The sequence below is a fragment of the Neolewinella xylanilytica genome, assembly GCF_002934605.1.
GTDB lineage: Bacteria > Bacteroidota > Bacteroidia > Chitinophagales > Saprospiraceae > Neolewinella > Neolewinella xylanilytica.
Genome location: NZ_PTJC01000006.1, coordinates 1,778,280 through 1,797,117, shown reverse-complemented (window position 1 = coordinate 1,797,117; position 18,838 = coordinate 1,778,280). Strand labels below are relative to the sequence as shown.

Annotated in this window: 14 protein-coding genes and 1 tRNA gene; 10 read left to right on the top strand and 5 right to left on the bottom strand. The window is 58.3% G+C overall.

The features are described from left to right. The first annotated feature begins 214 nt into the window (after positions 1 to 214). Together CLV84_RS16720 and ccsA are read left to right on the top strand one after the other, a co-directional pair. Positions 215 to 613, top strand: coding sequence for a cytochrome c maturation protein CcmE domain-containing protein (locus CLV84_RS16720; RefSeq protein ID WP_104420898.1), 399 nt, complete (start codon positions 215 to 217; stop codon positions 611 to 613). A 6-nt stretch (positions 614 to 619) separates the two neighbouring features. Then, entirely contained in the window at positions 620 to 3,484 is a 2,865-nt protein-coding gene (gene ccsA, locus CLV84_RS16715; RefSeq protein WP_104420897.1) for a cytochrome c biogenesis protein CcsA, read from the top strand. Here the strand turns inward: ccsA and CLV84_RS22340 are convergent. From CLV84_RS22340 to CLV84_RS16695, 4 genes are all read right to left on the bottom strand, one after another. Beyond that, entirely contained in the window at positions 3,444 to 3,788 is a 345-nt protein-coding gene (locus CLV84_RS22340) for a single-stranded DNA-binding protein (protein WP_104420896.1), read from the bottom strand. The genes ccsA and CLV84_RS22340 overlap by 41 nt on opposite strands. Then, complete coding sequence (locus tag CLV84_RS16705) at positions 3,772 to 4,152, bottom strand: single-stranded DNA-binding protein (RefSeq protein WP_104420895.1); 381 nt, start codon at positions 4,150 to 4,152, stop codon at positions 3,772 to 3,774. Before CLV84_RS16705 ends, CLV84_RS22340 begins: the two co-directional genes overlap by 17 nt. A gap of 109 nt (positions 4,153 to 4,261) precedes the next feature. After that, complete coding sequence (locus tag CLV84_RS16700; protein WP_104420894.1) at positions 4,262 to 6,709, bottom strand: DUF5686 and carboxypeptidase regulatory-like domain-containing protein; 2,448 nt, start codon at positions 6,707 to 6,709, stop codon at positions 4,262 to 4,264. Between the two features lie 133 nt (positions 6,710 to 6,842). After that, a complete protein-coding gene (locus CLV84_RS16695) occupies positions 6,843 to 7,328 on the bottom strand; it encodes a hypothetical protein (protein ID WP_104420893.1) in 486 nt (161 codons plus the stop codon). A 94-nt stretch (positions 7,329 to 7,422) separates the two neighbouring features. Here CLV84_RS16695 and CLV84_RS16690 point away from each other — a divergent pair, with 94 nt between their 5' ends. After that, entirely contained in the window at positions 7,423 to 8,103 is a 681-nt protein-coding gene (locus CLV84_RS16690) for a pseudouridine synthase (protein WP_104420892.1), read from the top strand. Positions 8,104 to 8,272: 169 nt separating this feature from the next. After that, the gene (gene trxB / locus CLV84_RS16685) at positions 8,273 to 9,211 is read left to right on the top strand and encodes a thioredoxin-disulfide reductase (RefSeq protein WP_104420891.1); all 939 of its coding nucleotides are present in this window, start codon (positions 8,273 to 8,275) and stop codon (positions 9,209 to 9,211) included. Here the strand turns inward: trxB and folD are convergent. Then, entirely contained in the window at positions 9,204 to 10,076 is an 873-nt protein-coding gene (gene folD, locus CLV84_RS16680; protein ID WP_104420890.1) for a bifunctional methylenetetrahydrofolate dehydrogenase/methenyltetrahydrofolate cyclohydrolase FolD, read from the bottom strand. The two genes, trxB and folD, sit on opposite strands and share 8 nt — an antisense overlap. 53 nt (positions 10,077 to 10,129) lie before the next feature. Between folD and CLV84_RS16675 the strand changes: the two genes are divergently transcribed. From CLV84_RS16675 to CLV84_RS16650, 6 genes are all read left to right on the top strand, one after another. Continuing rightward, positions 10,130 to 14,788, top strand: coding sequence for a proprotein convertase P-domain-containing protein (locus CLV84_RS16675; protein WP_104420889.1), 4,659 nt, complete (start codon positions 10,130 to 10,132; stop codon positions 14,786 to 14,788). Position 14,789: 1 nt separating this feature from the next. After that, positions 14,790 to 15,872, top strand: a complete 1,083-nt coding sequence (locus CLV84_RS16670) for a PorP/SprF family type IX secretion system membrane protein (protein WP_104420888.1) — start codon at positions 14,790 to 14,792, stop codon at positions 15,870 to 15,872. A gap of 149 nt (positions 15,873 to 16,021) precedes the next feature. Further along, the gene (locus tag CLV84_RS16665) at positions 16,022 to 16,279 is read left to right on the top strand and encodes a KTSC domain-containing protein (RefSeq protein ID WP_170067752.1); all 258 of its coding nucleotides are present in this window, start codon (positions 16,022 to 16,024) and stop codon (positions 16,277 to 16,279) included. A gap of 32 nt (positions 16,280 to 16,311) precedes the next feature. Further along, the gene (gene pyrF / locus CLV84_RS16660) at positions 16,312 to 17,115 is read left to right on the top strand and encodes an orotidine-5'-phosphate decarboxylase (protein WP_104420886.1); all 804 of its coding nucleotides are present in this window, start codon (positions 16,312 to 16,314) and stop codon (positions 17,113 to 17,115) included. Between the two features lie 49 nt (positions 17,116 to 17,164). Continuing rightward, positions 17,165 to 17,243: transfer RNA gene (locus tag CLV84_RS16655), tRNA-His, on the top strand. A 622-nt stretch (positions 17,244 to 17,865) separates the two neighbouring features. Next, entirely contained in the window at positions 17,866 to 18,828 is a 963-nt protein-coding gene (locus tag CLV84_RS16650) for a calcium/sodium antiporter (protein WP_104420885.1), read from the top strand. Positions 18,829 to 18,838 lie beyond the last annotated feature (10 nt).

The window sequence follows — 18,838 nt, the reverse complement described above, 5'->3', positions numbered from 1 at the left end:
ACAGTGGCTTGTAACAAAATACGGAATACCGCCATTTGTTGTGATTTTACCGGCATTAGGGCGGGGAAAACCGGGTGAATCCGCGAGCAAGGTCGGCGGCAGGCCATTCCGGCCGACCTGGTTAGCCAAATGACCGAATGTTGACCCTGCCCCGCAACGGTCCGGTTACCTTAGCGTTTGAATAGCACCTTTTCAGTCAAAGCTTTACGGTACCATGAAGAAATCCTACATCCTTGCCGTCCTGCTCGTCATCATCGCCGTGGTCCTGTTGTTTCAAACCGGCAATGCAACCAGCGAGTACGCTAATTTCTCCAAGGCCGCGGAAACCGGCGACAAGGTCCAACTCGTCGGCACTTACGTGAAAGACAAACCTACTGTTTACGACCCCCTAACGGACCCGAACTACTTCAGCTTCTTTCTGGAAGACCTGAGTGGAACCGAACGCGAAGTCGTGCTGCTGATGGGCAAGCCCCAGGATTTCGAAATGAGCGAGAGCATCGTACTCACCGGCCGGATGCAAGACGAGCGGTTCATTGCCAGCGACATCCAGATGAAATGCCCCAGTAAGTACAAGGACGAGGAAGAGATGATCAAGAACCTGACCGAGAGTTAAGCCTGCATGGAAGAAATTCAGTATATCAACGAGCACCTCGGTCCCCGCTATGTTGGCCACTTCGCCATCCTGCTCGCTTTCTTCGCGGGCATCCTCAGTATGGTCAGTTATTTCCTGGCCACCCAATACCGGGGGGAAGTGCTGCGCAGCCGTTCCTGGCAGCGCCTCGGGCAGCTGTCCTTTCTCGCCCACGGGGCGGCGGTCTTCACCGTAATCGGCTGCATCTTCTATGCGATGCTCAACCAGTATTACGAGTACCAGTACGTCACCGCACACGTAGACGGGCAGCTACAGCAACGCTACATTTTTTCCGCCTTTTGGGAAGGACAGGAAGGCAGCTTTCTGCTGTGGACGTTTTGGCACGTCATCCTGGGCTACGTGCTCATGGTGACGGCGCGCAGTTGGGAGAAGCCTGTCATGGCGGTGGTGTGCTCGGTCCAGGTAGTGATCGTGTCGATGCTACTGGGCGTCCACTTCGGCTTCGGTGACTTTTTGCTCAAGCTGGGCTCCAACCCCATGTTATTGCTGCGGGAGACCGTGAACGCCCCGATCTTCCAACAGGCGGATTACGTCTCCCTGCTCCGCGGCAACGGGCTCAACCCGAGTCTGCAGAACTACTGGATGACGATCCATCCCCCCACCCTGTTCCTCGGCTTCGCCAGCACCGTGGTACCCTTCGCTTACGCCGTGGCGGGACTCTGGACGGGCCGCCACCGCGAGTGGCTGCGTCCCGGCCTCAAATGGAGCCTCTTTAGTGCCGGCATTTTGGGTATCGGCATCCTGATGGGTGCGGCGTGGGCGTACGAAGCCCTGAACTTTGGTGGGTACTGGGCGTGGGACCCGGTGGAGAACACCAGTCTCGTGCCCTGGCTGATGCTGGTAGCCGGCATCCATACCAACCTGATCAGCAGGGCAACCGGCCAGGGTATACGGGCTACGTACATGTTCTACCTCGGCACTTTCGTGCTGATCGTTTACAGCACCTTTCTTACTCGTTCGGGGGTGCTTGGCGATACCAGCGTCCACGCGTTCACCGAAATGGGTCTGGAGGCGCAATTGCTGTTCTTCCTGGTGTTTTATTTCTTGCTGAGTTTGGGCTTGGTCATCTGGCGGTGGTCGCACATTCCCGTTCCGGAGCAGGAAGAGGCCACCAGCAGTCGGGAATTCTGGATGTTCATCGGAAGTCTCACGCTGTTTATGTCCGCGATTCTGATCACCGGTTCGACCAGTTTGCCGGTATACAATGAAATTCGGGAGTGGATCAACCCGGTGTACGACGGACTTACCCTCACCGATCCCGAGGCCCATCATAACCGCTTCCAGATCTGGATTGGCATTTTCATCGGCCTCATGAGCGGTGGGGCGCAATACCTGCGGTGGCGCGAACGCAATTTCCGCCAACATGCCAAGTACTTTGCCCTGCATACCGGCCTGGCGATCCTGGCCGCGGGAGTACTTACGTTTTTGACCCTCCTCTGGATACAGGCACCCACTTTCGTTTTTAAGGCCATGATCTTTGCCGGCTGGTTCGGGGTGTGGACCAATTTGGACTACCTGCTTTTCTTTATCCGTAAAGACCCTAAAGTTGCGGGAAGCGTAATCAGCCACCTCGGCTTCGGCATCATGCTCGTCGGCATTATGGCGAGCTCCGGCAACAAGCGCACCATCTCCCAAAACCAGTTCCTTATGGAGGGCCTCACCGAAGACGAGCAACTGGCCCGAACAACGGTGCGGCTCTACGAAGGCGTTCCGCTTGGGATGGAAGATTACGTCATCACCTACACCGGGGATACCATCGAGGGGATGAACCGTAAGTACCGGGTGGATTACGAACGGATGAACGACTCGGGGAAAGTAGTCGAAACCTTCCAACTCGAACCCAACGTCCTCTACGATAAAGGTTTCGAGAAGATCGCCATCACCAACCCCAGCACCAAGCATTACTGGAATCGGGACGTATTCACCGTCATTATGGGCTTGCCACCGGAAGAGCAAAGCGTAAAGGTGCGCCAGGAAACGGAAGATAGCCTGCAGTACCGGTTGCTACCGCTGGCTCCCGGGGAGGATGTTTCCTTCCGGGACACCGTGTCCATTCCCCAGCGTAACACCTCCATCATCTACACCTATACGGTCGGTCTGGAAGACTTCCGCCGCCAGATCGATCACCCGGAGTACAGCTTCGAACCGGGCGACATCGGTCTAGCAGCCACCGTGCGGGCGCTCCGCAGCGGCGGTATCGCTAACCATGACACCACGGCAACCGTAGCCATCGTCCTGCGGGAAGGACTGCTGTACCACTACCCCGCCCAGATCAACGATATGTCCTTACGGATCAAGATCGACGAATCGGTTTTCGAGCGGCTATTGGTGAAGGACGACGATCTGGATTACGATGAATTCGTGGTCGAACCCGGGTCGACATTTACCGTTGACGGCCAGCAAATTACCTTCCGCCAGTTCATCTCCCAGCCCCAAGTGGATCACTTCAGCGCGAAGGACGGCGACATCTGGGTGAGTGCCCTGCTCGAAGCCGATGGCCAGACGATGCAACCGGTCTTCCTGATCCGGGGCAACCAACCCAGTGGGGTACGCGACGAAATTCGCGACTTGGGCCTCTACGCCCACCTCACCAGCCTGAACCCCGAGACGAACGAGGCTACGCTGCGGGTGGCCAAAATCCGGTCGCAGGCGCCCCTCCAGATTCCGCTGGCCGTCGCACCGCGTAGCTACCGGACGGACTACATCACGCTCCAGGCGATCGAGTTTCCCGGTATTAACCTCTTCTGGTTCGGGTCCACCAGTATGATGCTCGGCCTCCTCATCAGTATGGTTATCCGAATGCGGGATAAGCGACTGAATGCCCCGGAGTAGTCGCCCCACCGTATCGATTTCCGAGAAAGGCATACTGTTGTAATCGAACATAAGCCCCTTTTCGACGTGGCCTCGGGCGGTGCCGCAGCGTACCTCTAATCAGCAACAGGTCGCCGGGCCGCAAATGAGCGTGCAAATGCAGGGCTGGCGCACCCCATGCCACGCACTCGTGGTTCGTCGCCACCCCATGATCGTCTACGGTAGACAGGGTAAACCGCGCGAGGTCCTGGGCCTGGGGCGTACAGAAATACCGTGGGGAATGCAAGACCTTCCCGATCAGCGTGACCCTATTCACGGTGACCATAACTAGGGCGATCCGTTTCCGCCACGGCCGACATTTCCGCGTGCATTCGCCGGTCGAGTACCGCGAAATGATCGACGTGAATCTCCGTCCGGACCTGAGTAACCCCTTTACATTCGAAGCGCCGGTAAAGTAACTTCCCCTGGATCAGGAGGCGGTCTCCGCGGCTAACCCGTACCTGAAGCTGACGAGCAACCCCGGACCAGGCCACTAAATGATGAATCTGCGGGTCTTCCTGCTGCGTTCCCGAACGCCCATTCTGGTATAGCCGCAACGTACTCCGGTGAGTGCCATCGGAAAGCGTGAGCAATTCCGGATCGTGTCCGGCGCGGCCGATAAGCTGTAATTGATTGGTGAAGGGTAACATGCTTCCTGGATTGGTGATGGACCAAAAGTGCCAGCATCGCCGGGAAACAATCGTCAATTAGACGTATATATTCGAATAAAGACGTTTACAAACGGGTGCTACCGCTTCATTAGAACCGGAAATCTTTATTCCAGACATCGATGAGGTCGAAGCTAACTTTATAGGTCACCTCGCTGCTGCTTATGGTATCGTCCGCGGTGACTCCGTAAAGTCCTACCCGTAACCGTCGCCGCGCGCCGACCTTGAAGACCCGCTCGATGCCGGCAAGTAACTCCTGGTACCGGTAGCCATCCTGCTGCAGGTAAAGCGCGCCCGCCCCGACCACCGTCTGAATGCGGGTTTTCTTCAAAAGCGGAATGTTATTGATCAATGCCCCGCTGAAGTGGTGGAGGTAATGAAATTCGAGATGGGGGCCACTGGTAGCGATGGAGCTGTTGAGCGCCTGGAAGGTCTGCAGGGGGTCGGATAAGAGCAAGGGGTCCGATTCCCGGAACCGCCGAATGTCCACGAAGCGAAGATCCTCGGTGTTTGTAAACGTACCGCCAACCAGCCGGTAGCTGGATTGCCCGAGTGCGCCCAGGTTGAACTGCTGATCGATCGAGAATTGCAAGTAGTCGAAGCGGATGTCACTGGACAGTACGGTCGACCACCCCCTGCGGTAAGTCAGGCCGAACGTCGGCCAGTCGCTTCCCAGTACCACCTTCCGGGTCGGCTCCCGTAGGTACCGCTGTGCCGGCGTATAGCGTACGGAAAGGTCCGACACGAACGCCTGGTACCGCTCGAAGTCTACCGGCGCGTCTTCATCGGTGATGATCTCGTCGAGGATGGACCCCGTTTCCAAACCGGTGATCGGCCGGCGGTCCGCCAGCGAGGCATGGACTTGTACGTACAGGCCATTCAGTAGCTCCCGGTGGCTACCGATGTCGGCCATCTCCTTGAGGTAGTAGTTGGAAGCTTTGAGTTGATTAAGATAGGCGTCGTTAGGATTAAAGGCCTCGAATTCCCTACCGATCCAGAAGGAGACGTCGCCGAGGTGGAAGGGGTCGTACCGATGCCATCCAAACACCTTCCCCTGCAAATCCATATTCTTCAGACCGAGACTAAAGGTTCCGGAAAGATTAATTTCCTTGCCGTTGGGCAACCGGCGGTACGTTGACAGGTAGGGACCGACGCGCCATCCGCCTACCGGCGAGAGGTCAATGAGGTCGGTCACCGGCCCGACGTACCACTGCCGTTGCTTGCGGTAATCGCGAAAGCCCACGCCGTCCAGCGCGAGCTCCAGTAGCGTGATCCGATTGTACAGTCGCTCCATACTATCACGGTAGGCCGGTGAGGTGACCACCGCCTTGACGCTGTCCCGCAGGTAGACCATCCGTTTCTCCTCCTCGGTGAGGGCGACGGTACGCCCCCGGTTCCAGTAGGTACTATCCCGCACGTAGGCTTCGGCCGTGGTGACGGCCACTTCGTTGCCAAAGAACTTATCGGGGAACGTTACATCGGGCGTGTAGTCCGTATAGCTGAGCGTTGTCGTCCCGTGAAAGGTTTTCTTCTTCCCCTGCCGGCTGGTGTAATCGAATACCTGCTCGCCGACGTACCAGCGGCCGTCTTCCGTACGGTCGTAGCGCTGGGTGATGCGGAACCGATCCGCGATCAACAGACCACCGGCGGGCAGCGTGAAATCCAGCCGGTTGATGCTATAGTCCGCGGCGTTCACGTGCAGTATCCCGCTCACCGTACTGTTGCCCTCCTTTCTGGGAGTAACCTGAATCCGGTACACGACCTGGCCGTCATCCACGTCGCTATCAAGCAGTTTGAAGGCGTAGGTGAGCACGGAGGTTTGGGACAGCGGACTAATGACCGGCGCGAGGGAGATACCGGGTAAGGAAATCAGGTTACGGTAGAAGTTAAAGTCCGTTTCGGCGAATACGGGCACGTAAAGTCCGCGGGTATCGCCGTAGGATTCGTAGGCAATCCGTTCCTCCTTGTAATGGCGGGGCAGGGCGTGGCTGAGGATTAGCTTCATCTCCACCATGTTCAGTCGGTCCAGCAACTCGCCCGGTGCTACTGACGGAAGGTCGGAGAAGGGCGACGGGGGCGCAGGTGCGGTAGTTTCCAATTGGGGTGATACTTTCCCGCCAAGATCCTCGACCTTCTCCACGGCTTTGACGTATACCTCGGTCTGGTAGCTACCGATGGAACCGGCATTCGCGTCCTTGCGGGCGATCATCTCGCGGATAATGGCGTAGGCCGGATCGCGCCCGGCGGCCGAAACGGTAATTTGCTCCAGTTCCACCCCGGAGGTCAGCAGGCGCACGTCGTACGTCTGTGGTTCCAGGCGCACGACCAGGGTGATGGTCCGGCTTTCGTAGCCCAGGCTGGAAAAGGTAAGTTCGTATTCCCCGTCGATCCGAAAATTCAACTCGTACTCCCCCGCATCGCCGGTGACCGTACCGCTGCCCGTTTGCCGCACGAAAACGTTGGCGAACGGCACGGGCTCGTCGAACTCATTGCGCACGACGCCCCGGACGGACTGGGCTACCAGAACGGAGCAGACCATCGTCAGGCAAAGCGTTATAAAAGGTCGTAAAACGGTCATTCCCCGGCAACTGCCTTTGGTACGTCACAAGGACGACCGAGCGGCCGGATTCGTTGTGCGGCGGCCGGGTTATTAAGTATACTTTAGGAGGTGGCTACACCATCCGGCTGTGCCAACTGTCTTCGAGCGGGCGTTCGAAGATCTGCCGGAGCTCCCCCAATTCCTTTACCAAGGGGTCGAAGACGATGCTGTCGTTTTTGAGCAACCCCTGGGAATAGAGCAGTTTAAATTCTTCCCGGCCCACGGTGTGGATCTTTCCGGCATCGTCGCGGTAGCTAAACCGCATGCGGTTGAAAAAATCAACGCCAATTTCCGCACCGAGCGATTTTACGAAGTTGACGCTGCCATCAATCGAGCAGCCGCTGGCTTCGGCCTGGGTTTCATCGACGGCCAGCACCAGGAAACGGTTGTGCATGACATCCGCTCCGGCGGTGAGATCCCGGGCATGACTGACCCACTGGGCCACGAACTCCTGCGCCCGCTCGCGTACCAGTTTCGTTTCCTCTTTCGTGAGTGCACGCTCGGCACCGTAAATCCAGATACGACTCTCGGGGGCTAAAGCATCAAGGGATTTTGGCATAACATCTTCGTTTCAGGCCACAAAGATACTACTGTCTGGCAACCCGTACGGCGCGGCCATCGATTGATTTACGGCACCGAGGTACCTTTGTCCCATGTCCGTGTCCCTAAACAAGTTCGTGGCCGCCACCGGGATCTGTTCCCGGCGGGAAGCCGACCGTTGGATCGAGGCGGGACGGTTGACCATTAATGGGCAAATCGCCACCAAGGGCAATCGCGTCGAAACGGGCGACCGGGTAGCACTCGACGGCAAGCTCATCGGAGCCCAGCCCGATCGGGTGTACCTAGCCTTCCACAAACCCGCGGGCATTACCTGCACGACGGATGCACGCGACCCGGACAACATCGTCGACTTTCTCAATTATCCCGACCGGATCTTCCCGGTAGGCCGATTGGACAAAGCATCTACCGGGCTCATTTTTCTTACCAACGACGGGGACGTGGTGAACGAAGTGCTGCGGGCCGAGCACGAGCACGAGAAGGAATACATCGTGACCGTCGACCGGCCCTACGACGATCGCTTCCTGGAGCGAATGGCAGGGGGCGTCCCCATTCTCGGTACCCGCACCAATCCCTGCCAGGTGGAACGACTCGGTAAGCGTCGGTTCCGGATCGTACTGACCCAGGGGCTCAACCGTCAGATCCGTCGCATGTGCAAATACCTCGGCTACCGGGTTATGACGCTGAAGCGCGTTCGCATCATGGACATCACGCTGGGCGACCTTCCGGTGGGCGCCTACCGCGAGCTGGAAGGCTTCTTTGCCGGAGGGCATTGAAAACGCATTCCTTCCCGGGAAAGGGAAGTGGATAATCGACGCTCCTACCCGGTAGTGGATGGATACCGCACCCGCGCTTCGGCGCCCCGATACAACCTATATCAACCCTACCGCTCCGGGAGTGTTAGCTGGGTAACGTACTTTTGCCGCCCCAAAACTGAACATTAGCATGGGAAAAGATCCCCTGAAAACCGTCATTATCGGTTCCGGACCCGCCGGATACACCGCTGCCATTTACGCCGCGCGGGCTAACCTGAGCCCCGTGATGTACACTGGGAAAGAACCCGGAGGCCAACTGATGATCACCACCGACGTAGAGAACTTCCCTGGCTACCCGGACGGCGTGATGGGGCCCCAGATGATGGAGGACCTGAAGAAGCAGGCCGAACGCTTCGGTACCGAGATCAAGTACGAGCTGATCGATCGCGTCGAGCTGGAGGGGGAGGTCAAAAAGATCTACACCGAAAGCGGAGAGGAAGTGGCGGCCCATACCGTCATCATCTCCACGGGTGCCAGTGCCCGCTGGCTGGGGCTGGAGAGTGAGCAGCGGCTGGCTAACAATGGCGTCAGCGCCTGCGCGGTCTGTGACGGATTCTTTTACCGTGGCAAGGAAGTAGCCATCGTCGGTGGTGGGGATTCCGCCTGCGAAGAGGCGCTCTACCTGAGCAATCTTTGCCCCAAGGTGCACATGATCGTGCGCCGCGACGAACTTCGGGCCTCCAGCATCATGCAGGAGCGAGTAAAGAAGCAAGCGAATATCCACATCCTCTGGAACACGGAGACGGAGGAGATTCTCGGCGAGAACGAAGTGACCGGGGTACGCCTGCGCAATAATGAAAGCGGGGAGATATCGGAGATTCCGATTGCCGGATTCTTCGTTGCCATCGGCCACATTCCCAATACCAAGATCTTCAAGGGCCAGCTTGACATGGAAGAAAGCGGCTACCTGATCCACCAGCCAAACAGCACGCATACCAACGTCGAAGGGGTATTCGTGAGCGGCGACGCGGCCGACCACGTCTACCGCCAGGCGATTACCGCCGCGGGCACCGGTTGCATGGCCGCCCTCGACGCCGAACGCTACCTGGGCGAGAAAGGCATCATTTAGCCTTACTCGCCTGTAGGGTATTCATCATCAGGCTCACGATCGTCATGGGCCCTACCCCACCCGGCACGGGGGTGATGGCACTGACTTTGTCCTTCACTCCAGCGTAATCCACGTCGCCCGCCAGTCGGTATCCCCGGCTGCGGCTGCTATCCTCGACGCGGTTGATACCGACGTCGATGATCACCGCTCCTTCCTTGACCATGTCGGCCGTCACCATTTCCGGAATACCGATGGCCGCAACGAGGATGTCGGCGCGGCGGCAGTGGGCAGCGACGTCCTTCGTGCGACTGTGACAGATCGTGACCGTTGCGTTGCCCGGGTTCGCCTTGCGGCTGAGCAAGATGGTCATGGGGGTACCTACGATGTTCGAGCGTCCCAGGACGACTACCTCCTTGCCGCTGGTTTCCACGCCGTAGCGCTCCAGCATGATCATGATCCCATTCGGCGTGGCGGGCAGGTAACAATCCAGTCCGAGGGTCATCCGGCCCACGTTGTCCGGGGTAAATCCGTCGACGTCCTTCCGCGGGTCAATGGCCAGGTTGACCGCTTCCTCGTCCAGGTGGCCGGGGAGCGGGAGCTGTACGATAAACCCGTCGACGTCGGGGTCCTCGTTCAATTCGCGGACTACGTCCAGTAACTCCGTTTGGGTGATGGTCGCGGGCCGGCGCACAAGGGAGCTGCGAAAGCCCACCTGCTCGCACGCCCGGACCTTATTGCGAACGTACACTTGACTGGCCGGATCCTCACCGACCAAAACTGCCGCGAGATGGGGTATCTTGCCGGCGGCCTGTCGGATGGCGTCCACTTCGGCCTTCAATTCGTCTTTAATTGTCTCAGCGAGCGCCTTCCCGTCCAATACTTGCATAGCCTTTTTCGTTTTGCGCCAAAGATAGCAGCCCAACACCGCACTCCCTTAGCATGAAGCAGGTTTACCCCGCTGGTTTCCTTTTCTGGTTCTGTATCCTCCTAAGTTTCTACGTATCGGCCCAGACGGTGACCATCGATCGGGGCGGAACGGTGCAAAGCTGCGGAGGGCTTTTCGTGGATAGCGGGGATACGACCGCCGTCCATGCACCCAGCGGGACGCGGCAGGTAATTACCCTTTGCGCGGACGACAGCTCGATCGGCACCCACGTCCAACTCGACTTCACCGACATCGATATCCAGGGAACGCTGACCGTCTTCAACGGTACTTCCACTGCGGCTGACACCCTGCGTACGATCACGCGGGCGAACGTAGGGGATCGGCTATCGCTGGCCGCTACCCTGGCCAATCGTGGCGGCTGCCTTACCCTCGAATTCATCAGCACGGGCGTTGGCAATGGCTGGCGTGCCGACATCAACTGTATCGTGGCCTGCCAGCCGATCGTGGCCCAACGTGCTTCCAGCATACCCGAAGCCGTACCGTCGACGAACGGGTACATCGACGTGTGCGTCGGAGAGCCGATCACCCTCAGCGGCAGGGGCAGATACCCCGAGAACGGAGCGACCTACACCCAGTCCGACGTGACGTCCTCCTTCCTATGGACCTTCCAAAACGGTGACCAGGCCGCCGGGCAGACGGTCACCTACGCCTATGACCGCCCCGGTGCCTACGTGGCCGAATTGTACATAACCGACAACCGCGGCTGCGTGAATGCAAACCGGATCAATCAACGTATCCGCGTGGCGGCGCCTCCGAAATTCGACGCCCCCGACCGGGCCATTCCGCAGGTCTGCCCCGGGGAATCTATCGCGCTGTTGGCGGGCACGGACAAAACCGGACCGAACGCCTACCGTCCTACCCCGCAGGCGGTCAGCTTCAATACTACCCAGACGTTTTCCGAACAGATCAGTATTCCCGACCGACAGGATGAGGTGTACCAATCGGCTTTGGACATTCAACTCTTCAGCCCCGGGCAACGGGTGAATTCCGGCGCGGATATCGCCCAAGTTTGCGTCACCATCGAGCATAGCTTTCTGACCGACCTGGACATGTGGATCGAGTGCCCGGACGGCTCGCGGATCACCCTGCTCGAACAAAGTGCGGGACAGGGAGGCGTCGTCAACCACCGTTTCGGCTACGGGGAGACGGACGGTACGGGACCGGAACCCGCCGAAACGTACTGCTGGACGGCTTCCGCCGCGCAAACAGTAGTGGATTACACGCGAGGACAATCGAGCGGGGGAACATCACGCCCCATCCTACCCTTCGACCGCGACTACCTGCCCGTAGAAGGTAATTTCGACGGCCTCACCGGCTGTGCCATGAATGGGGAATGGCGGCTGAATGTCGTTGACAACTTCCTGGAAGACGACGGCACCGTTTATTCCTGGAACATCACCTTTTCGGACGAACTGGTCCCCAGCGAAGAAGCCTATACGGTACCGATCAGAAGTACCCGCTGGGAAGACGACGGGCAGTTCAGCTTTTACCGTCCGGACAGCGTGATCTATACGCCAGTCCATCCCGGCTACGCCAATCACCGGCTCACGGTGACCGACGATTTCGGGTGCACGTACGATACCCTGATCCGGGTGGACGTCGTCTCCCCATTCCGAAACGATTGCTTTGCCTGTGGCGAGGTGAGGCAGCTCACCCCACGCGACACCCAGGTTTGCGTGGGGCAGGAGGTCCAGCTGGATCTAAGCGAAGCCTTTGCTTTCGATACGCTTGTCCGGTGGCAAGCCCAGGTGCGGCAGCCACTGACCGGATCCCACACCAGCTTCCTCCGCATCTCGGATCAGGCGCCCGCCGTGTTTGCCGAACCGTTGGCGGATCAGTTGGCCGGTGTCTGCCTGGAACTTACGGCCGATCTGCCACTGAGCGGCGTGGAAATAGCGCTTATTCCCCCGGGAGGTACCCCCTTCGTGCTGGTGCCCCGAGGATCGACAAACGGTACCCGGATCGATAATTGTTTCCGCCCCGGGGACGGACTCAACTGGAACGTACTGGTCGGCCAGGCGCTGAATGGCGAGTGGGCGCTACGCATCGATGACGCTTCCGGGCAATTAAGCGGCGAACTCGTAGCCTGGTCCGTGGAACTGGTTGACCGCCCCACCCTAAGTTACTCCTGGAGTGCGGGCAACGACGAGTTGAGCTGCACCGATTGTCCGAATCCCACGCTAACCCCTTCGGAAGCGGCCACGTATACCCTTACGGCGACTAGCTCCCGAGGCTGTAGCCAGCGCATCGATTACCGCATCGAACCGTTAAGCGCGGAGGTCGATTACGAAGCCACGATCGACCACGGCTGTGCGGACCAACCGGACGGGAGCATCATCCTAAGACCGCTGACGGCTACTCCCGTAAGCAGCTATACCTGGAGCACGGGGGCGGTTACCCGCGACCTTGCCGGCTTGGAAGCCGGTCAGTATGAACTGACCGTGACCACGATCAACGGGTGTACCAAAGCGTTTACCTACGAGGTGGCTCCTCCCCCCGGGATTACCGTCGCGATCGATACCACCATTGCCGTTAGTTGCTTCGGAGAAGCGGATGGCAGCATCCGCTTGCGTGTGGAGGGGGGATACGGCGGCTACGAATTCGCCTGGAGCGACAACGACCGCCGTTCGGGAAGCACCGCCGAAAATCTCCTGGCCGGCAACTACGGTGTGACGGTTACCGACGCCGCGGGTTGCTTCGCTACGGCCACGGTAACCGTGCCGAGCCCCGACCTCCTGACCCTGGACCTCACGGTACGGGACGTAAGTTGCCGCGGCGGTAGTGACGGGGAGATCGTTCCGATGATCCAGGGCGGGTCGGTTCCCTACGCCTACCGGTGGAGCGATGGTTCCACGGATCCGTCGCTGGTTTCCCAGCCGGCGGGAACCTATAGTCTTACGGTGACGGACGCCAATGGCTGCCGGCAAACGGCCGAGGCGACCATCTCCCAACCCGATATCCCCCTTTCGGCCCGGGTGGTCAACGAAGTTGCGGGGTGCTTTGCCACGCGAACCAATCAGGCTACGGTACTGGCCAGAGGGGGTAACGGAGACTACCGGTACGTCTGGAGCAACGGAGAAACCGGCGCTACTGCCTTTACCCTGCCCGCCGGTCTCAACAGCGTACAGGTAACGGACAAAAGCGGTTGCACCTACCTCTACGACTTCGAGACAGTGAGCCGTCCGCAGATCATACCCACGATAACGCTCGCTTCGGGAGATGCATGCCGATCCGTTTACGACCGAACGTTGGAAGCGCGGGCACCGGGCAACTACTTTGCGTACCGCTGGTCGACGGGGGCCAACGGATCCAGGCTTTCCCAGTTGCAGCCTGCCACCACCTACACCGTCACCATGACGGATGCCGAGGGCTGTGCGGGAGTGGCTACGTACACTACGGAGGCGCATGTACCCTGGTCGATCGACCTGGAGACCACGCCCGTCACCTGTTTCGGGGATCGCGACGGGGCGCTCCGCATTCTTTCGGCATCCAACCGGCAGGGAACGTCCTTCACTTATCAGTGGGGAGCCAATACCGGCTTTGCCGAGGGGCCGGCCATCGTCGAGCGCCCGGCTGGTGCGTATGCGCTGACGATGACCGACGCCATCGGCTGCACTTTTGACACCCTGCTTCCCCTCCCGGGGCCGGCATTGTTGCGCCTATCGGAAACGATCCAACCGGTTAGCTGCTTCGGAGCCAGTGACGGCAGTTTGTCAATAACCCCCTCGGGGGGCAACGGTGCCTACGGCTTCGCGTGGTCTACCGGTAGTTCGGAACCCAAAATCACCGGACTGAATCCCGGGGAATACCGACTCACCGTAACCGACGCAAAAGGATGTCGCGAGGAAGTGGGTTACGCCATTGCCGCTCCCGAGCAAATCATCCTTGACATTTCCACCCAGGGGCCCGTATGCGGCGGGGAATACAACGGTCGCATCGATCTCACGGCCGTGGGCGGGCAGGCTCCTCTCGAATTCAGTCTGGACGATGAACGCTACACAAAAGCTTCCACCTTTTCCGGTTTGGGGGGTGGCAATTACACCGTATACGCAAGGGACGTGCTGGGTTGTACCGTCAGTCGGATCGTGACCATCGAGGACGGCCCCCTATTTTCGGTGGACCTAGGACCGGATCGCGAGATTCTTTTCGGAGACAGCCTGGTTTTATCCGCCGATATCCTGGGCGGGGGGGGTGACCTCGATTATGCCTGGGAGGCGAGCTACGAGGGCACGCTAAGCTGTACCGACTGCCCAGCACCTACGGCGAAACCGCAGTACGAGATAGACTATCGACTGGCGTTGATGGATGCGGTCGGCTGCTTGGCTGAAGACAGGGTGCGAGTGCGGGTACGCAAGGTCCGCGAGGTAGCGGTCCCGACGGCCTTCACCCCCAACGATGACGGCAACAACGACCGCCTTTTGGTGCACGGTCGGCCGGGAACCCACGTGATATCCTTTTCCATTTTCGATCGCTGGGGGGGCTGGTTATATACCGGCCAGGACTTTCCTGTAAACGATGAGGATGCGGGGTGGGACGGTCGCAACGAGCGTGGCAAGGAACTCGACTCCGGGGTGTACATCTTCAAACTGGAAGTGGAACACGAGGACGGTTCCCGGGAATTACTGTCCGGTCAAACTACCTTAATCCGCTAACATGGCCACGTACCGAATACCACCACGCTACGGGCTGTTCCTGGTCATTTGCCTCCTCTGGACCGCGGGGCGGGCCCAGGATGCATTATTTAAACAACTCGGCGCCACGCCCCTCTTGACGAATCCGGCCCTGACGGGGGTAATGGACGGTCAGCTCCGGCTGCAGCTAAACTACCAGGAACTGTATACCCGACTGACGACCGACGAAGCTTACCGTAGCGTGGCCGCCGCCGTGGATATCCGCCGACCCGTCAACCGGGGAAATTTTGCCGGATTTGGCTTATTGATCCAACACGACCAGGCCGGCTCCAGCGATTACGTCCGCAGCCAGGGCCTCCTGAGTGCCAGCTACCAGCAGCAACTGGCGGGCTACGGCCGCGGAAAACGCAATGCGCATTACCTGAGCGGGGGCGCCCAGCTCGGAGTTGGCCAGCGGGGTTTCGACCTGAATAAAGTATGGTTCTCCGAGCAATACTTTGTCGACCCGGCGAGCCGGCAAGCCTACCTGGATCGAAGCTTGCCAAGTAAGGAAGCCTTCAGTGGCATGAGCGGCGACGTGTACGTGGACATGAACGCCGGCCTGGCCTGGTTTGCTTCACTCGGCGATCGACGTAGCGCGTACTTCGGGGGGGCGACTTACCACCTGAACGAACCGAATGTCTCTCCGTTGCCTGAAAGCCAGGACGTACTCTACCGCCGCTACGTTATCCACGGTGGTGGTGAAATTCCCCTGGGAGCCCACTTTTCAACCTTCCTTCCCTCCTTTCGCTGGTCCAGTCAGGGTCCCAGTCAGACCCTGCTCCTCGGGGGGAGTCTTCGGTATACCCAGCGGGAGTGGCGCGAAATCGCCCTGCGCCTGGGTAGTTACGGGCAATTAGCGGCCCAGGAGGGAAGCGGTAGTGGGTTATCCTCCTTAATCGTGCTGGCCGCGCTGGAAATGGAGCGGGTGCAGATTGGCGTGAGCTACGATTTACGTACGGGTGACCTCAATCCCGTCACCAATAGCCGTGGAGGTTTTGAAATTAGTATTGCCTATCGACAGGAAGCGGCGTACCCCAGCCGGGTTCGCTGCCCTACTTTTTAAAAGAAGGCCGATAAAAATGTCATAGTGACATTTACTAACAATTGTAGTGGCATACAAAATTAATTCGCTTTTTTGTTCTAATTTTTCACACTCCTGCGAACGTACGACGGGGATCTCAGGTTAGACCTACACGCCTAACCTGAATGATCATGCAAAATCACTTATTTGGGAAGGACAGCGAAATTGTAAGTAAAGCCCATTACAATCCGGACACGGAAACGCTCTTCCTCACCTACCTAAGCGGGCCGACGACCATCGCTTACCGCAATGTACCCGTCACCCTGTATAACGAGTTACTTCGTTCGGCCTATCCGGATGTATGTATCCGCTTCAAGATTCAAGCCCGCCACCCTTTCCGCCGCGTTGGAAAGTCGTACGGTGCCCTGAACTACACCTTCATGAAGTAATCAACCTACCTTTGCCGGCAAAATCACCGGTAATGGATAAGGAAGGATTGGTTCGAAGGATCGTGGAAAAGCAAAGCTTCTTGTGCGTCGGTCTAGATCCGGATCCCGACAAGATGCCCCCGTCCTTTAACGGGGACGTGCTCGCTTTCAATCGATCCGTTATCGATGCGACCCGTGACTATTGCGTAGCCTACAAACCCAATACCGCGTTTTATGAGGCGCTGGGAATCGACGGGATGCTTATCCTGCAGGAAACGATCGCTTACATTGGCAAAGACCATTTCGTGATCGCCGACGCCAAAAGGGGCGATATCGGAAATACCTCCCGTTATTACGCCCGCTTTGCCTTCGATACCCTCGGCGCGGACGCCATTACCGTAGCACCCTATATGGGAGCGGATAGCGTCGGTCCCTTTCTAGATTATCCCGGAAAGTGGGCGATCGTCCTCGCCCTCACAAGCAATTCCGGTAGCGCGGATTTCCAGCATACCGTACAAGAAGGAGACAATGTACCCTTATACGCCAAGGTGATGCGCCGGGTAGCGGAATGGGGCGACCCGGATCGCCTGATGTTCGTATGTGGTGCCACCCAGGCCGAAAAGTTTGCCGAACTGAGGGATCTTTGTCCGGACCACTTTTTCCTGGTGCCGGGCATCGGTGTTCAGGGGGGGGACCTGGCGGCCGTCTGTCGTTACGGAATGAACCCCAGCTGTGGACTACTGGTCAACAGCAGCCGGGGTATCCTCTACGCGGAAGATCCCGGGGCGGCGGCGCGCGGGTTACAACGGCAAATGCAAGAAGCAATGAAGAAATTTTGCCCGGAGCTTTCGCGGTAAGCAGGAACTTTTTACCTTTGCGTCGCTTTCCAAGAAAGCAGCTTAATCTGGTGGTTGTAGCTCAGTTGGTTAGAGCGCTGGATTGTGATTCCAGAGGTCGCCGGTTCGAACCCGGTCTTCCACCCCCAGACCGCGCCTTCATCCTCGTCGGATGAAGGTGCGGTTTTTTGTTTTTGGCAAACCCGGCAGTGTGTTACCGGGCAACGAAACCGCTCTCCCCGCCGGCGTGGCCGCCCGGGATTGGTTGGCTAAATCGTCGGGATATCCATGGCTCCTGCGCTCCGCCGCCCGAACGAAAACAAGAAAAAAAGCGCCCCGCCTGAGTTCAGGCGGGGCGTTGCGTAATTATCTCTCAAGTTATGTAGCCGCGAAAATGTGTTGTCAAACTAAATAGTGTCTATACATCAAACGGCAGCCTTGACGTGGAATTGCGACTTAGGTACTTTTTCACCCTAAGTAGGTCCCGGCGTGAATGGCGATGCCCCACCGGCTACCCACAAACAAGCAAAACCGGCTCCTGACTTTTGGCTGACGGGAGCAACGCTGCACCAGATGGATTTCCCTAGCAGCTTTTTAACCTGGGTGACACGGTGGTTTGGGGAGGCGGAAAACGGGAGCTACGTGTCCGAAAAGATAATTCCAGCGCGCCGCAGCGAAGACGGCCGCCGGCAGGGTACATTCGCTTCCAGCTTGCCAACGGTTCCAAGAGATCGGGGCCGCGTCGGTTAAAAAGCGCCAAATTTATCGGGTATGCTACTTTCACTCGGATTGATTGCCGTGGGCTTTGTCCTCCTTATTTTCGGGGCCAACTGGTTGGTCGACGGGGCCTCCAGCCTCGCCAGAAAGTACCGGGTATCCGACCTCGTGATCGGTCTTACGATCGTATCCTTCGGCACTTCGGCGCCCGAACTGGTGGTAAATCTGATTGCCTCGGTTCAGGGGTATTCCGATATCGTTTACGGCAACGTAGTGGGGAGCAACAATTTCAACCTCTTCGTTATCCTGGGCATTGCCGGCCTGATCTTACCGATCACCGTACAGCGAAGTACCGTCTGGAACGAAATTCCGATGTCACTCGGCGTAGCTGTCCTGCTACTGCTGCTCTCGAACGACTTTTACGTAGGATCATCCGACTTACTCCTTTCCCGGACGGATGGCCTGCTGCTAATTGCCCTTTTCCTAACCTTCCTCTTCTATATATTCCGGCAAATACAGTCGGAACCGACGGTAGCGGATTCTCCGTCAGCTGCTTACCCTTCCGGGGTAAAAATTACCGCCCTGATCGTTTTCGGTCTGGTGGGCTTAGTTCTCGGTGGCAAACTGGTGGTCGATCATGCCGTTACCATTGCGACCAGCCTGGGCGTAAGCGAAAAGATTATCGGACTGACCATCATCGCGGCGGGTACCTCCCTGCCCGAACTGGTTACCTCAGCCGTAGCGGCGCTCAAGAAAAACAGTGATATCGCCATCGGTAACGTAGTGGGCTCCAACATCTTCAACGTGCTCCTCATCATTGCCGTGAGCGCGATCGTGCAGCCCATCGGCTACAATGCATCCTTTAACCGCGAAATCTTTCTACTGATCGGGGGTACGCTTTTCCTATTCGTCGCCATGTTTCTGGGTGGCCGTCGCAGACTAGACCGCTGGGAAGCTGCCCTGCTCCTCCTGGTTTATCTGGCGTATACCGGCATGCAGATTGCCGCCGAAATGTAAGTAAGCTCCT

Coding starts and splice junctions, on each gene's coding strand:
- CLV84_RS16720 (WP_104420898.1), top strand. CDS start 215: ATGAAGAAATCCTACATCCTTGCCGTCCTGCTCGTCATCATCGCCGTG.
- CLV84_RS16690 (WP_104420892.1), top strand. CDS start 7,423: ATGTCCGTGTCCCTAAACAAGTTCGTGGCCGCCACCGGGATCTGTTCC.
- CLV84_RS16670 (WP_104420888.1), top strand. CDS start 14,790: ATGGCCACGTACCGAATACCACCACGCTACGGGCTGTTCCTGGTCATT.
- ccsA (WP_104420897.1), top strand. CDS start 620: ATGGAAGAAATTCAGTATATCAACGAGCACCTCGGTCCCCGCTATGTT.
- CLV84_RS16700 (WP_104420894.1), bottom strand. CDS start 6,709: ATGGTCTGCTCCGTTCTGGTAGCCCAGTCCGTCCGGGGCGTCGTGCGC.
- CLV84_RS16675 (WP_104420889.1), top strand. CDS start 10,130: ATGAAGCAGGTTTACCCCGCTGGTTTCCTTTTCTGGTTCTGTATCCTC.
- CLV84_RS16650 (WP_104420885.1), top strand. CDS start 17,866: ATGCTACTTTCACTCGGATTGATTGCCGTGGGCTTTGTCCTCCTTATT.
- CLV84_RS16705 (WP_104420895.1), bottom strand. CDS start 4,152: ATGTTACCCTTCACCAATCAATTACAGCTTATCGGCCGCGCCGGACAC.
- folD (WP_104420890.1), bottom strand. CDS start 10,076: ATGCAAGTATTGGACGGGAAGGCGCTCGCTGAGACAATTAAAGACGAA.
- trxB (WP_104420891.1), top strand. CDS start 8,273: ATGGGAAAAGATCCCCTGAAAACCGTCATTATCGGTTCCGGACCCGCC.
- CLV84_RS22340 (WP_104420896.1), bottom strand. CDS start 3,788: ATGGTCACCGTGAATAGGGTCACGCTGATCGGGAAGGTCTTGCATTCC.
- CLV84_RS16695 (WP_104420893.1), bottom strand. CDS start 7,328: ATGCCAAAATCCCTTGATGCTTTAGCCCCCGAGAGTCGTATCTGGATT.
- pyrF (WP_104420886.1), top strand. CDS start 16,312: ATGGATAAGGAAGGATTGGTTCGAAGGATCGTGGAAAAGCAAAGCTTC.
- CLV84_RS16665 (WP_170067752.1), top strand. CDS start 16,022: ATGCAAAATCACTTATTTGGGAAGGACAGCGAAATTGTAAGTAAAGCC.